This window comes from Burkholderia sp. Ac-20365 (genome assembly GCF_017104715.1).
In the GTDB taxonomy this organism is placed as follows: Bacteria; Pseudomonadota; Gammaproteobacteria; order Burkholderiales; family Burkholderiaceae; genus Paraburkholderia.
This window is the reverse complement of the sequence record NZ_JAAGPI010000003.1, coordinates 19287-33000: the sequence shown is the minus strand read 5'-3', so window position 1 is coordinate 33000 and position 13714 is coordinate 19287. Positions and strand designations below refer to the sequence as shown.

The 13714-nt window shown below is 58.8% G+C and carries 16 protein-coding genes and 1 pseudogene; 6 read left to right on the top strand and 11 right to left on the bottom strand.

Annotated elements, in window-relative coordinates; all coding sequences use genetic code 11:
* Positions 1-90: 90 nt before the first annotated feature.
* From G3O01_RS06645 to G3O01_RS06630, 4 genes are all read right to left on the bottom strand, one after another.
* A complete protein-coding gene (locus G3O01_RS06645) occupies positions 91-1212 on the bottom strand; it encodes a branched-chain amino acid ABC transporter substrate-binding protein (protein WP_205803754.1) in 1122 nt (373 codons plus the stop codon).
* A gap of 495 nt (positions 1213-1707) precedes the next feature.
* Positions 1708-2262 carry a fasciclin domain-containing protein gene (locus tag G3O01_RS06640; protein WP_205803753.1) on the bottom strand — a complete coding sequence of 185 codons (555 nt, stop codon included), beginning with the start codon at positions 2260-2262 and terminating at the stop codon, positions 1708-1710.
* A gap of 304 nt (positions 2263-2566) precedes the next feature.
* Complete coding sequence (locus G3O01_RS06635) at positions 2567-3340, bottom strand: SDR family oxidoreductase (RefSeq protein WP_205803752.1); 774 nt, start codon at positions 3338-3340, stop codon at positions 2567-2569.
* A gap of 35 nt (positions 3341-3375) precedes the next feature.
* Complete coding sequence (locus G3O01_RS06630; protein WP_205804070.1) at positions 3376-3789, bottom strand: thioesterase family protein; 414 nt, start codon at positions 3787-3789, stop codon at positions 3376-3378.
* 111 nt (positions 3790-3900) lie between these two features.
* Here G3O01_RS06630 and G3O01_RS06625 point away from each other — a divergent pair, with 111 nt between their 5' ends.
* From G3O01_RS06625 to G3O01_RS06610, 4 genes are all read left to right on the top strand, one after another.
* Positions 3901-4605, top strand: a complete 705-nt coding sequence (locus G3O01_RS06625) for a Crp/Fnr family transcriptional regulator (RefSeq protein WP_205803751.1) — start codon at positions 3901-3903, stop codon at positions 4603-4605.
* 103 nt (positions 4606-4708) lie between these two features.
* Positions 4709-6079 carry an MFS transporter gene (locus G3O01_RS06620; RefSeq protein WP_205803750.1) on the top strand — a complete coding sequence of 457 codons (1371 nt, stop codon included), beginning with the start codon at positions 4709-4711 and terminating at the stop codon, positions 6077-6079.
* A 61-nt stretch (positions 6080-6140) separates the two neighbouring features.
* Complete coding sequence (locus tag G3O01_RS06615) at positions 6141-7067, top strand: 3-keto-5-aminohexanoate cleavage protein (protein WP_205803749.1); 927 nt, start codon at positions 6141-6143, stop codon at positions 7065-7067.
* Positions 7064-8005, top strand: coding sequence for a 3-hydroxyacyl-CoA dehydrogenase NAD-binding domain-containing protein (locus G3O01_RS06610; protein WP_205803748.1), 942 nt, complete (start codon positions 7064-7066; stop codon positions 8003-8005). The genes G3O01_RS06615 and G3O01_RS06610 overlap by 4 nt, the downstream gene beginning before the upstream one ends.
* Before the next feature lie 90 nt (positions 8006-8095).
* Here G3O01_RS06610 and G3O01_RS06605 read toward each other — a convergent pair whose 3' ends face one another.
* From G3O01_RS06605 to G3O01_RS06595, 3 genes are all read right to left on the bottom strand, one after another.
* A complete protein-coding gene (locus G3O01_RS06605; protein WP_205803747.1) occupies positions 8096-8413 on the bottom strand; it encodes a single-stranded DNA-binding protein in 318 nt (105 codons plus the stop codon).
* A gap of 200 nt (positions 8414-8613) precedes the next feature.
* A complete protein-coding gene (locus G3O01_RS06600; RefSeq protein ID WP_241023729.1) occupies positions 8614-9003 on the bottom strand; it encodes a cytochrome c in 390 nt (129 codons plus the stop codon).
* A 76-nt stretch (positions 9004-9079) separates the two neighbouring features.
* Positions 9080-9511, bottom strand: coding sequence for a hypothetical protein (locus tag G3O01_RS06595; protein WP_205803745.1), 432 nt, complete (start codon positions 9509-9511; stop codon positions 9080-9082).
* Positions 9512-9515: 4 nt separating this feature from the next.
* On the opposite strand from G3O01_RS06595, the pseudogene G3O01_RS06590 reads away from it, so the two are divergent.
* Positions 9516-9701: pseudogene (locus G3O01_RS06590) on the top strand (hypothetical protein); the annotation flags it as partial.
* Between the two features lie 70 nt (positions 9702-9771).
* Here the strand turns inward: G3O01_RS06590 and G3O01_RS06585 are convergent.
* From G3O01_RS06585 to G3O01_RS06575, 3 genes are all read right to left on the bottom strand, one after another.
* Entirely contained in the window at positions 9772-10017 is a 246-nt protein-coding gene (locus G3O01_RS06585; protein ID WP_205803744.1) for a hypothetical protein, read from the bottom strand.
* Positions 10018-10176: 159 nt separating this feature from the next.
* Positions 10177-10380 carry a cold-shock protein gene (locus tag G3O01_RS06580; protein ID WP_205804069.1) on the bottom strand — a complete coding sequence of 68 codons (204 nt, stop codon included), beginning with the start codon at positions 10378-10380 and terminating at the stop codon, positions 10177-10179.
* Between the two features lie 341 nt (positions 10381-10721).
* Complete coding sequence (locus tag G3O01_RS06575) at positions 10722-11000, bottom strand: HU family DNA-binding protein (RefSeq protein ID WP_205803743.1); 279 nt, start codon at positions 10998-11000, stop codon at positions 10722-10724.
* 860 nt (positions 11001-11860) lie between these two features.
* On the opposite strand from G3O01_RS06575, the gene G3O01_RS06570 reads away from it, so the two are divergent.
* On the top strand, positions 11861-12550 hold the full coding sequence (locus tag G3O01_RS06570; RefSeq protein WP_205803742.1) for an oxidoreductase: 690 nt from the start codon (positions 11861-11863) through the stop codon (positions 12548-12550).
* 43 nt (positions 12551-12593) lie between these two features.
* Here the strand turns inward: G3O01_RS06570 and G3O01_RS06565 are convergent, their stop codons facing one another.
* Entirely contained in the window at positions 12594-13565 is a 972-nt protein-coding gene (locus G3O01_RS06565) for a LysR family transcriptional regulator (protein ID WP_205803741.1), read from the bottom strand.
* Positions 13566-13714 lie beyond the last annotated feature (149 nt).

Below are 13714 nucleotides of genomic sequence, written 5' to 3'. Positions count from 1 at the left end.
GAATGTCCATGGCACTCTCGCTACGTTGGCTGCGTTCGGTTTGAATGGACACGAACGGCAGTAGCCCGCCGTCCGTCCGCCGCCAACGGTTTATCGGATCGGGTTGAGATCGTTGCCCGTTACCTGATACACGGTCACAGGAGCATCAATCCACTCGCCGGTCTTGTCGAACGACACCTTCCCGACCAGCGTCGCAAATTGCATCTGTTTCAACAGAGGTACGAACTTCTCGGGATCAGTCGAATTGGCAGCCTTCATTGCCTGTGCAATTACCATGGTCGCTGAATAAAAGGCTGGCGAGTAGATGTCGTTTTTCACGCCAAACTGCTTCTCATATCGGGTCGCAAATTCGGAACCGCCTTGCAAACTTGCGAGCGGCGAGCCTCCCTGGGCGCAATACCCACGGCCATCCAGCGCTCCTGCGGCGAGCTTGGGCATGTCGACAGAGCAGATCCCGTCACCGCCGAGCACAGGAACCTCAAGGCCCAACTGTTTGGACTGTCGTCCGATGGAAGCGGCCTGCGCATAGTAGCCACCATAGAAGATGGCATCCGGCCGCTGAGCCTTGATGTGAGTCAAAATCGCATTGAAGTCGGTTGCCTTGTCGTTTGAATATTCCCGGCCGACTACCTCCAACCCGTTCTTCTTCGCCGTGGCGACGAACACATCAGCGACACCCGATCCGTATGCCGTACGATCGTCGATCACCGCTACGCGCCTGGCATGCAACACTTTCGCAGCGTATTCGGCCATACGCGCGCCCATCACGTTGTCGTTGGCTGCCAGACGAAAAATGTAAGGAAAATTCTGCTGCGTGATTGCCGGGTTTGACGCAGCACCAGTGATCATTGGGACGTGCGCATTGTTGTAGATGCTGGACGCCGGGATGGTCACGCCAGAATTATAGTGACCAATAACCGCTTTGACTCCCGAATCAACGAGCTTCTGCGCGACTGATACACCCGTCTTCGGATCTGCTGCGTCGTCCTCGGACACCACCTCAAACTTAACGGGCTGGCCATTGATAACAATCGGCTTGCGGTTCAAATCTTCAACCGCTAGCCGCACACCTCGCTCATCGTCCTTACCGAAATTTGACTGCCCTCCCGTCAAAGGACCCGCAACGCCCACCTTGACGACCTCCGCGTGTGCCGTCATGCAGATCGTCGATACGAATGCTGCGAACAATGCCGACTTCTTGATGCCGTTCATCTATTTTTCTCCATGGAGTAGTGAATTGGTAGCCGGCTCGCATCGCGTGATCCGTTACCCACATTTTCTTCTATGGAATCCATGCGTTTTCCAGAAGTCAGGGGATTCTTTTTCTTCAAATTTCTACGCGACATGCACACTACTCCATCTGCTCCCCTACCTGTACAGTTCACGCAACCTGCACAGTTATCCTGCTCACTATTCCAGCAACGATGCCAGGCGCTCCGGGGCCGCCGCACGCACCTGACTGCGGATATATGCAGCAGTCTTAGATGAATGCGACTTTCCGGCAGGCTTAGAGCCTGACGAATATGCACTAGCGATGTTGTCCAGGCGCGAGCGATATTTTCTTCTCAATAGTGCTTTCAGCCAGTTCTGCCGAATCGAGCTTTAATCTACAGGCCTTGCCCAGGCTATCATGCACGCGATGCCTGGCTCCGAATGCATTCGGTATCAGCACGGCAATAAAGACTGCGTGTCCTAAGAATCGCGCCCTCACCGTGGCATCAGGACCTTGTCAACGACCATGATGACGCCATTGCTCTGCATCACGTCATACGTCGAAATGTTGGCCGTATGCCCCGACTCATCGGCAACGGTAATGTTATGCGGACCATTCTCCGAGAACGTCAACATCTCGCCATTTACCGTTTTCAATTCCGTCTTTCCCCCGCCGTCCCTGATAGCCATGTCCAGTTTTCGGAAGTCGTATCGGCCGGGAACAACGTGATAAGTCAGAATGCTTGCGAGGGTTGCCTTGTTTTCAGGCTTGACGAGCGTTTCCACAGTGCCGGATGGCAATGCCGCGAAGGCTTCATTGGTGGGCGCAAAGACAGTAAAGGGACCTTTACTCTTGAGAGTATCGACAAGGCCAGCGGCCTTGACTGCTGCAACGAGTGTCGTGTGGTCTGCGGAGTTGAGCGCGTTCTGCACGATATCTCTGCTCGGATACATCGCCTGCCCACCTACTGTCACAGTTTCTTCTGCGGCTGCCATGCCGGACGTCGTCATCGCAAGTGCAATCAATGCGAAGCTCAATTTGCGGTTCATGCTCGTCTCCAGAACTTGCAGCACACGATTGTGCCGCTGTGATCCATATACGTGGACCCTCAGTATCTGGATGCAAAGAGCGGATGACGGCCTGTTCCGAATGTGGAGAGATCAACGTCTCTTGAAAAACTAGAACGGACGTCCATCGAATTCCATTGATTTCTCGTATTGGTAACAGGAACTGGATGGCCACGATCAAGGCCCCTCCCGGCACAGGCCGCACGATGTGCCATCGTCATCGCGGCTGGCTTTCCCAATCGTCGGATTGTGCAACTCCCCTTTCACCAGGTTCGCCGCACAGGGTTCACGACGCGCTTTGCGAATCACCGTCGACAGGAATCATCTGGCCGGAGATAGAACGCCCCGCCTTCGACGCGAGAAAGACGGTGAGCGCGGCGATATCGGCCGGATCTACGAAGCGTTTGATGGACTGATTGGCAAGCGCCGCGGCTTCTTCGTCAGCGACACTGCGCCCGCTGACGGATGCCCTTCCCTGAAACACCTGCTGCAAGCGAGGCCCATCCACCGCGCCTGGCAGGATCGCATTGACCCGGACGCCTGATTCGCCCAGTTCGCGGGACAACGTCTTGGTGAAGCCAATAAGCCCCCACTTTGTCGTGGCATATGCGCTGCGATTCGGATAACCGAAACGCCCAGCCAGCGAAGACATGACGACGATCGACCCCGCTGCGGACTTCTTCAGATGCGGAATAGCCAGTTGCGTCACGGTGAATGTGCCCGTGAGGTTCACGCGAAGAACGTTGTCCCATGCGTCGGGATCGAGATCGGCGACACTGGCTGCAGGTCCTGCGATGCCCGCGTTGTTCACGAGCACGTCGAGGCCGCCGAGCGCGGCTACTGCTTTTGCCATCATGGTTTCGGCCGAAGCGCGATCGGCGATATCGCACACGGAAGTCATCAAGCCGGGCAATTGCTCACACACCTGCTTCAGCGCGGCCGCGTCGATATCACAGACGAAGACCTTCGCGCCAGCGGCGAGGAACGCTTCGGCGATTGCGCGGCCTATTCCGCCTGCGCCAGCCGTGATGAGCACACGCTGGTCATTCATGGTCGCCATGGGCGTCTCCTTTGAATCAGTCATGCCGTCACCTATCAAGCGCAGGCCGCACGAATATAGTCGGGTATCGGGACTGCCTTGAGCCCGCCATCCGCGCGCCGTACACAAAGCGCGCGCGTCTCATGTCCCTCGCAGATCAGCGTATCGTCTCGCATGATGCGATGATGCTGAATGAAAACCTTGGCGCGCCATTCTTCAATGCGGGTATGCACTTCGAGTCTCTCACTGTGAGTCGCCGAAGTTCTAAAACGTGTCTGAATCTCAAGTAGCGGCGGCCCGATGCACTGCGCCGGATCCGTCAGTTCATGCCACGCGGGCAGACCGCATTGCCTGAAAAAATGGTGCGACGCCGCATCCATCCAGCGCGAGAAATTCGGGAAAAAGACGATTCCCGCCGGATCGCAATCGCCGAACTGCACGTCGACGCTAAAGATGATTTCCTTGCTCATGAGCCTGAACTCCCGTTCCAATTCGATCATTATTCCCGTGTCGCACAGGCGATTCTGTCAATCCGGCGACACTCTGCATCTGCATTCGCACACCACAACCAGGAGACGGGCATGACTCGTCCAGTGCACATACCCGCTCCATCGCTCGCGGTCGACGAACTGCTTGCCCAGTCGCCCTGGTTCACGTCGCTCGATGCGACCGCGCGGCGCAAGGTGCGCGCCGACACGTCCGAGCGCGCCATCGCCGCGGGGCAGTTTCTGGGCCGCCACGGCGATCGTCAGCACGTGTGGTTCGGCGTGCTCGAAGGCCTGATCAAGTGGTCGATCACCGCGCACGACGGCCGCACTGTCACGCTTGGCGGGCAACTGGCCGGAAGCTGGTTTGGAGAAGGCACACTGCTGCGCAAGGCGCCGCGCCAGTCCGACCTCATCGCGCTGCGCGACAGCCGCGTCGCGCAGATTCCCCTCGCCACGTTCGACTGGTTGCGCAGCAGCCAGCCATCCTTCAATGAGTTCCTGCTGATGCAGGTGAACGAGCGGCTGCACTGGTTCATGGGCAATGCGGTCGCATACGGACTGCTCAACACCGACAGTCTGGTGGCGAGAGCCCTGGTGGGTATGGTGCATCCGTTGCCGAATCCCCGCGGCGAGCGGTATCTGCAACTGTCTCAGGAGGAACTCGCCAACCTCGCCGCCGTTTCTCGTCAGACCTGCAACAAGGCGATGATGCATCTCAAGGACGCCGGCCTCATACGGACGGAGTACGGCGGGCTCGTCGTGCTGGATTTGCCGGGATTGCAGGCGCTTGCCCAATAAGGTCGAGACCTGGCGTTTGCCCTGACCGTAACTGTCGTCCGATAGACAGTGGTTTACGCAAGCGCCCGAAATAATGCGTGTCATACCTCACAGGAGACACGCAATGACCCATGCCCGTTCGCTGCCGGCTGTGGACCCGGACAGCAGCAGGTCCCCGACCCGATCAGCGGAAGATATCGTCTTCCGCAAGATCAGTTGGCGCGTGATGCCGATCGTGCTCATCGCCTACGTGTTCGCTTTCCTCGATCGCATCAACATCGGCTATGCGCAGCTTCAGATGAAGCAGGATCTGGCGTTTTCCGATGCTGTCTACGGGCTCGGCGCCGGTGTCTTCTTCGTCACCTATCTGCTGTTCGAGGTGCCGAGCAACCTGCTGCTCGAGAAGATCGGTGCACGTCTGTCCTTCCTGCGCATCATGGTGCTGTGGGGCCTCACTTCCGCATTGACCGCCTTCATCACCGAACCGTGGCAGTTCTATAGCGTCCGGCTCCTGCTGGGCGTATTCGAAGCCGGCTTCTTTCCGGGCATCATCCTGTATCTGACGTACTGGTATCCGAGCCAGCGACGCGGCCGCGTGACGGGGCTCTTCCTTTTCGGCATGCCGATCACGGGCGTTCTCGGCGGACCGCTGTCGGGGCTGATCATGAGCGGCATGGAGGGCCGTGGCGGCATGCACGGCTGGCAGTGGCTTTTTCTCGTCGAGGGACTGCCGACTGTTCTGCTTGGCTTCCTGCTTTACCGCATGCTTCCGGACAAGCCCGTTCGCGCACCCTGGCTGAATGACGCCGAGAAACGACTGGTGCAGTCGGTCCTCGACGCCGACCAGCAAAGCGGCGGGCAGACCGGACATCAGCGTGGCCGGCTCGCCGCGGCGCTGACGGACCCGAAGACCTATGTGCTCGCCTTCGTCTATTTCTGCTGCGCCTGCGCCGTCTACACACTCACGTTCTGGCTGCCGACGATGATCAAAGGCCTCGGCATTGCGCCGATCGCCACGATCGGCTGGTACACCGCTGTGCCTTATATCTTTGGCGCTCTGGGCGTGCTGGTCATAAGCCGCAGTTCGGACCGTTTCAAGGAACGTCGCTGGCACGTCGGCGGAACCCTTGCGCTCGGTGCCGCCGCGCTCGCCTCGACTTCTTTTCTCGATGTGAATGTCGTACCTGTGATGGCTCTGCTTTGTGTCGCCTCGTTTTTTATCTTCGGCGGCGGCTCGCTGTTCTGGTCAATTCCCCCAACCTACCTCGGACGTGATGCGGCCGCTGCGGGCATCGCGGTGATCAGCTCGCTCGGCATCCTCGGCGGTTTCGTCAGCCCGACGCTCATCGGCTGGATCAAGGGCTCGACAGGCAGCATCCAGATGGGTCTGCTTGCCTTGACCGCAGTCGTCATCGTCGGTGGCCTCACGATCCTGCTCGGTCTGCCGAAAAGCGCGGTCCGCGTCGGCCCCGGCGATGGCATGACCGGTCATTAGCCAGGCTTTCCCGGAATAGCAACCCCATTTTTGACCTGTTTCCTCTCAGGAGAACACGAACATGAGCAAGCCCAAAGTCATCGTGACCGTCGCACCGACGGGCGGCATGGCCAACAAGAAAATGAATCCCGCCCTGCCGACACAACCGCAGGAGATCGCCGACGACACCTACCGCTGCTACAACGCCGGCGCCAGCGTGGTCGCCGTGCACGCGCGCCGCCCCGACGATCAGGCCACGTGTGATCCCGCCATTTACAGTCATATCAACAGGCTGATTCGCGACCGATGCGACATCATCCTGAACAATTCCACGGGCGGCGGCGTCGATGGCGACATGGTTCGCGAACTCGACAACGGCCTGTGGGAGATTCAGTGGGAAGAACGCCTGAAGGGCATGGAAGGCGATGGCGTCGAAATGTGCACGCTCGATGCGCAGACGGTGATCGCGAGCTTCGGCGGCAAGGAAATTCTCGTGGCGACGCCGCCTTCACGCATCCGGCAGATCGCCGAGATGATGAAGAAGCGTGGCATCAAGCCGGAGTGGGAAGTGTTCGGCCTCGCCGACATCGTTCAGGACGTGCAGCGCGCGATCAATGAGGGACTCGATGACGCGCCGCACTTCATCAATATCGTCATCGGCGCCAATGCGTTCCAGGGTGCGTTGCCCTACACCCCGCGCCTGTTGCAGACCATGGTCGATCACCTGCCGCCTCGCACCGTGTTCAACGTGAGCGCGATCGGCGCGGCGCAGCTGCCCGCCGCGATGAATTCGCTCCTGCTGGGCGGGCACGTGCGCGTAGGGCTCGAAGACAACCTGTACTACCGCCACGGCGAACTGGCGACCAACGTGCAACTGGTCGAGCGACTCGTACGCCTTGTCCGCGAAATGGGCTATGAGCCGGCCACTCCAGCCGAGGCACGGGAGATCATCGGATTGCGGCCTTTGCGCGAATCGACCCGCGCAACCTGCCTGGAAGCGCAGACATGAACGAGCCAGTCATCAACGTAGCGATCGTGGGAACGGGCGTCATCGGTGCAGGCTGGGCGACGCATTTCCTGGCGCAAGGTTTCGCGGTCACAGCGACGGATCCAGGAGAAGGCGCCGAAACGCGGCTGCGCGAGTGGATCGACAGCAGTTGGCCCGCCGTCGAGCGACTTGGCCTGGCACATGGCGCTTCGCGTCAGAACCTGACGTTTGCGAAGGACGTCGGCGCTGCCGTGCGGCATGCCGACTTCATTCAGGAGAGTGGCCCGGAACGTCTGGAGGTCAAGCACGCATTGATCGCGAATATTGAGTCGGCTGCGAAGCCGGACGCGATCATCGCGTCGTCGTCATCGGGGCTGTCGGTCAGCGAGATGCAAACGGGCGCCCGGCATCCGGAGCGAATCGTCCTCGGGCATCCGTTCAATCCGTCCCACATCATTCCGTTGGTGGAGGTCGGCGGAGGTCGCCTGACGTCGCCCGAAAGCGTTGCGAAGGCCATCGCGTTCTATGCAGCGACGGGCAAGAAGCCCATCAGGATCGACAAGGAAGTCAAGGGCCACATTGCCAACCGGCTGCAAGTGGCGCTCTGGCAGGAAGCCATTAGCCTCGTACAGCGCGGGATCGCGTCGGTGGAGGCCATCGACACCGCCATTGCCTATGGTCCCGGCCTGCGATGGGCGCTGCTCGGACCGTTTCTCAATCTCCACGCTTCTGGTGGCTCGGGCGGTGTGACGCATGTACTGCAGCATCTCGGTCCGGCTCAGCGTGATTGGGCTAAAGACCTGGGCACTTATCCCGAGAGCGACGACTACATCGAAACAATCGCGAAAGGCGTCGATGCGGAACTCGTACGTTACGAATTCGCGGAAATGCTCCGTCAGCGTGACGACTTGCTGATTCAACTGCTGGAGGCAAAGCGGAATCTGTCGCAGATTCCATAGCTGAATGCAGTCTGACGACGATTAGCGGCGAAGGAGGTCACCGACTCTGTTAGGCGCTTCGGCTCTCAATGATGCGAGTGCCCTGACACCTCAATCATCGCCTTCGCGGCGCCCTTCATGAGCCGTAAGGACCCTGTGGGCGACCATATCCATGGCGGGTTTGATCAGGCCATTCTTGTCCGTCCACACTTTGGGGGTCAGCGTCCCGGTCAGCGCGACGCTATCCGCGTCAGTCAGTGCGAGCAACGCGGTTTGCACCTCATCGTCGAACGCAATCACGTTGACGAAAATCGTATCTCCATCATTGGTGGTTGCCCGGACCTTGCAGGTCACGAACCGCCTGCCATTCTGCCCGGTGCGAATCTGCGCCTCGCCGTACAGGCGCCCACCCACCAGTCCATCAATCATCGTCATTCTCCTGTGATGCCATGCCGTGTCATTACGCTGCGCGAGTATCTTCGCTTGCATGGTCGCAAGGCCTGGCCATCGATCACGCTGGCAGCACGACCAGCTATCGTACATGACGAATCGGCCACGACTGCCGCGCGATGCTCGCGTAATTGCTCGCGCCCGAGCGGCTTATCAACGCGCGCCGGTCGTACTTTCGACTAACGCTGCGCAGGCCGCGGGTCAGCGGGGATAGTGCCGTCGGCACGGCCGAGAAAATACCGGTAGATATCGTCGATGCGCTCAGCAATCGAGGGGTTGTCACGATACGCAGGCATTCCGCGCGACGGCTCGCCGTCAAGGACCCTCCGGACAAACATCTCACGGCTCTGAGTGCGCGCATACTCAACAATCGAGGGTGCCGCCAGCCCTTCATAGTCCTTGCCATGGCAGCGGGCGCAATCGACGGCGCGTAAGGCACGCCATGTACTGACGATGGTGTCATCAGTCAGTTGTGAACTTGTGCGTTCGGCCTCCGGATCGGCCCGGGCCTGCATTGCAATCGCGATCAAAACTAAAGCGGCGCAACACCTCGGCACGATCGTCGACAACGCCGGCATTTTTCGGCAGCGCTGCGCTGTTATGTGTGTAGTCGCTTGCGTGCTTATGGTCGGGGAGCGCACGCGTTCAATGGTAAGTCGTCGTAGACGACTGCAGCTTCGTCAACACGCCGCTTTTGAATCGGAACCAGCCCTGCGAGCCTTGCATCACGACTTCATCGTCTCTCCAGAACACGCGCTTGACCGTCATGCGCTTACCGGAGCGCTGCACAAGTGTCGGACGATGGCGGAAGTCGTACAGCACGGGACCGGAATCGGTCTGCACAAGCGCGCGCGTGACGGTATGGTTTGCGTCGCCGACGTCATCGAAATGCATGAGCGTGTTAGCGCTGAAGCGATCGAAAATTTCCTTGTCGAGCATCCCAACGAAATCGCGATCCGCGCGCACGAATTGCAGTTCGCCCGAGGGCGTGACGAGCGGGCCGGATTCGTTGCTTTGCGCACGAACACCAGGCACGAAACAGCAGGCCGCGAGCGCGGCGAGGAACCATCGTTTCATGTTTTCCTGACTGACCGCCGTGCGCGACAACCTCGGTCACGCATCGGTGTCCACCACCTTGATCTACCTGCACAGCGACGAGGTCGCACGGACGCACCAGTTTGCGGAGGCTTTCGCCGCGAGAAAGCAGGTTGGCGTCGAGGCCGCGCTTTTGCGGCGTGCAAAGCAGGAATGTGTCGCCGACGTATGATCGGCAACATGCGAAATGGCGCGGCTATTCTCAGGCGAGAACGGCCTCGGTTACGAGTGACTCGCGTACCTCAATGCCGACGCCCGAGATATTTGCTAACCGTAAATTCAGCTGCGACCTGATTGTGAATCTCACTGACTGCTATGACGCCGTTGCTGGCGTCGCGAGGTTCCCAATCGATACCAATCGCATCGTTGCCGACGCCGTTGCGCGGGATGAGAAACATCTGCAGACCGGGCGAATAGCAATCGTGCTCCGGAAGCCGCCGATTGATCTCGTCGACAAATTCTTCCGGCGTGATGATCGGCTTCTCCATGACTCCCTCCGTACAGGGTGGGACCATCCTATCATGCTGCCAGGATTTCCCGCCTGCTCTGATTACACACATTGCGGCCCGGGGACGCGCAGCGTTAGCGGGGACTTCGGCCCACGCTGCAATCATTTCTTCAGGTTGTCATGCGACACGCACAACTGGTCAGACAGGTTTGATATTCGCAGCCTGCTTACCCTTCGGCCCCATCTTGACGTCGAAGCTTACCTTCTGGTTTTCCTGCAGAGATTTGAAACCTTCGGTCTTGATCTCGGAGAAGTGAGCGAACAGGTCTTCGCCGCCATCATCCGGAGAAATGAAGCCAAAACCTTTCGCATCGTTGAACCACTTAACTGTACCCGTTGCCATTTTCTTGATCCTGTGAACGTTGAGAGTCGCATCTGTGAATGCGATATCGCAGGCCGTGGCCGGCCGCGACGGACAACGTTTTATCACACCGGCCTTGCACCTGCCAATCGGCATGACCACGGTCTCGGTAGACCGCGCCCGCACTCCGGCGAACATGAAGCGCACCACTTTGGCGAAAATCCGGCGAACATAGAGATTTGTGTCCCGGATTCGAAGCGGCAGGCCGACCCCTTGCGGAGATTTATCGACATCGGGCGGCGGAGCAGTCCAAACGCCTGAAAACGCTCAGACGCTGGGTCTCCCCGCCTGTCAGCCGGTCATTGCGTCACACTACGCAGGTGTCACCCAGCGTTCACGGTGTCCTTGAATCCCTTGCCGGCCGTGAACTTGACGGTCTTCGCCGCGGGGATGGTGATCGTCTCGCCCGTCGATGGATTGCGCCCCGTACGCTCAGCGCGGGCGCCCGTGGAAAATGACCCGAAACCAATCAGCTGGACCGTCTCTCCGCGCGTCACAGCGGCGCTGACCGCCTCCAGAATGGCATCAATCGCGGCTCCCGTGCTGGCCTTGCTTTCACCCGTGCTCGAAGCGACGGCATCAATGAGTTCCTGTTTGTTCACTTGTGTTCTTCCTCAAAAAATGTCCCGCGAACTGCGGGCTGCAGCCACCCTACCGTACGAGGGAGGCGAGAGCAATCCACAAAACGCAGAAAGTCAAGGTGCTTTGATTATCACGGGTCGCGCAATTCCCCTCGCTGATGCATGAAAATCCTGCCCGATTCTGCGGTCCGCTGTTTGGCGGAGCGAAGGTGATCCCCATATGCGGCTGACGGTTAGTTGCGAATTTCGGATAATCCATTGAACATGGGCGGCAGCGACGACATGCTTCGCGGCTGAACTGCTAAGCGCTCTATGTCTTCTGAACTGACAAATTACTCGACGCGACTACGACGCATCATGGCGCGGCGCTCATCCGTGCACGGCAAAGGACAATTCACCCTACGTCGCCTCGCTATCGGGGACCTGGTGATTGCGGACAATCGATGTTGAACGCGAGCGCGAAGCAGGAGCCATGGCATCACGGAATTTTTGCAGCACTGGATCAATAGTCTGGTCCTCGCCCACATCGCTACCTCTCGTCGACACACAAGGGACAGTGATACTCACCAGATGCTGTCATCCACGCGGTTTGCTTTCGCGCCTTCATCCGCAGAAGCTACTCCGCGGAAACCAGACTCTGCACGACGCACCACGCAAGAGCATTGAATAGATTCAGTAATTGGCAATAGTGAAAGCAACCGCATAAACAGAAAGTACGCTCTGAAAATACCAACCTTGCACTAATCGCTCAAAGCCTTTGACCGCGCGGGTTTCGACGCTCAATAACTACTGCGGATTCACTACTGCCCGCCTCCCCTTTCCATCCCTGACGAGGTATCGGCTAGAGTTCAATCTGTGATGCAGGTCCTATTGGAGACGACATGCGCGACAACCTGATTCCCGTCATCGTTAGCCGGAAATGGCAAATTGCCAAGGGGTACCATGCCATTGAACTTCGAACAACGTCTCAATCGGCGCTTCCGCCATTTAACGAAGGATCGTGTGTAACACTCTGTCTGAATAGCACTGGCGACAAGGAGAGAACTTACCCCTTGCTCGGTGTTTCGTCGCTGTCAGATGGTTACGTGGTTGGCACCAGACAGGATGGTGATGGCAGAGCGGATAGTCTGCTATCCCAGTTTCCGTTGAATGAACGAGACGAAGTGTTTGTCGGCGCTCCCCAAAGCCCACCGACAATTCTGGACGATCGTGCGCGATCTATCCTGTTTGCTGGCGGAATAGGCGCAGCATCGATCGCGGGAATCGCGAAGCGGCTTGCATCGGCGGGGCAAAGGTTTGAAGTACACAACTTCGCCCGATCGGCCGATCGCGCAGTTCTTCGAGAAGAATTTGACGCGCTTCGAAGTCACGGTACGGTCTATCACCATTTCGGCCTGTCCGATGAACTATTCGCGCAGAAGAGTTCCCACGCAATGAGTCCAACTCATGCCAACACACAGATTTACTGCAGCGGCCCTCCAGCTTTCATGGATCTCATTGAACGACAAGCCCGCGAATGGGTGTACGCAGCAAACATTCACAAAATTGCCCTCGGGGATCAAACGGCATAACCGGCGGCACGGTGACTGATGCACGCTTTCCGATGCACGGTCACTATCGCGTGCGGCGCGTCCGCTTCGATCGTGCTTCAAACTGCGCGAGTTCTTTGTCAGCGAGCACGTAGTCGCTGCAATCATGCAGCCGCGCGAATGCGAGATCGAGAAACGCCCGCACTCGCCTGGGCATGGCGCTTCGGCTTCCGTAGTAGAGATGCAGGCCCGTGTGCGCGCTCACATGCTGCAGAAGAACGGGCACCAGCCGCCCTGCGCGGATATGGGGCGCTGCCAGAAAATTGGCGAGTTGACCTATGGCCTGCCCCGCAAGCACAGCCTGCGCTTCCAGATCGGTGTCATTCGTCGCGAATGCGGGCGACATCTGCCGATGCTCAAGCTTGCCGTCCACCGTCAGATACCACGGCGATACCTTGCCGGTGACCGGATGCCGGAACACGCTGCAGCGATGCGTCGCCAGATCGTCGAGTGTCGACGGCGTCCCATACGCCTTGAGATAGTCGGGCGTTGCGCACACGATCATCTGGATCGGAAATAGCTGGCGGCCAATCACGCCTTCGCTGGCCGACGCGCCAAGACGAAAGCCGACATCGACGCGATCCAGCACCCAGTTGCCGATAGCATCATCGAGCTGGACGTCAGGCTGAATGCCCGGATGCGCGCGACAAAACTCGTCGAGCAGCGGCATGAGGATCGCACCGAACGATGACTTCGGCCCAACGATGCGCAGCGGACCTGCAATCTCGTCCTTCGACTCCTTCGCAAGAACCAAAGCTCTATCGAGTGCGGCCAGAGCGGGCAACGTGTTTTCCAGCAACCGTTGCCCTTCCTCAGTTAGAGAGAGACTGCGCGTCGTCCGATGCAACAGGCGAACCCCGAGACGCTGCTCCAGCTGCGCTATGGTCTGGCCGGCCGCCTGAGGCGTGACGCCTTGTGCCAGCGCGGCCTGCCGGATGCTGCCGAGTTCCACGGCCTTCGCGAACGTCGCGATGGCCTTGAAGTCGTTGATAGGCATGATCCCTTTCTTCTGTGAAAGCGCGAGCGCAACGGTCGCACAAGGTCGTCAGTATCAACCTGAAATTGATACTGGTGCAATCCTGTACTCACTATTCAGTTGAAACCGGAACTTCTAGAGTGGCTGCTATCGGATACGATCCTTAAGCG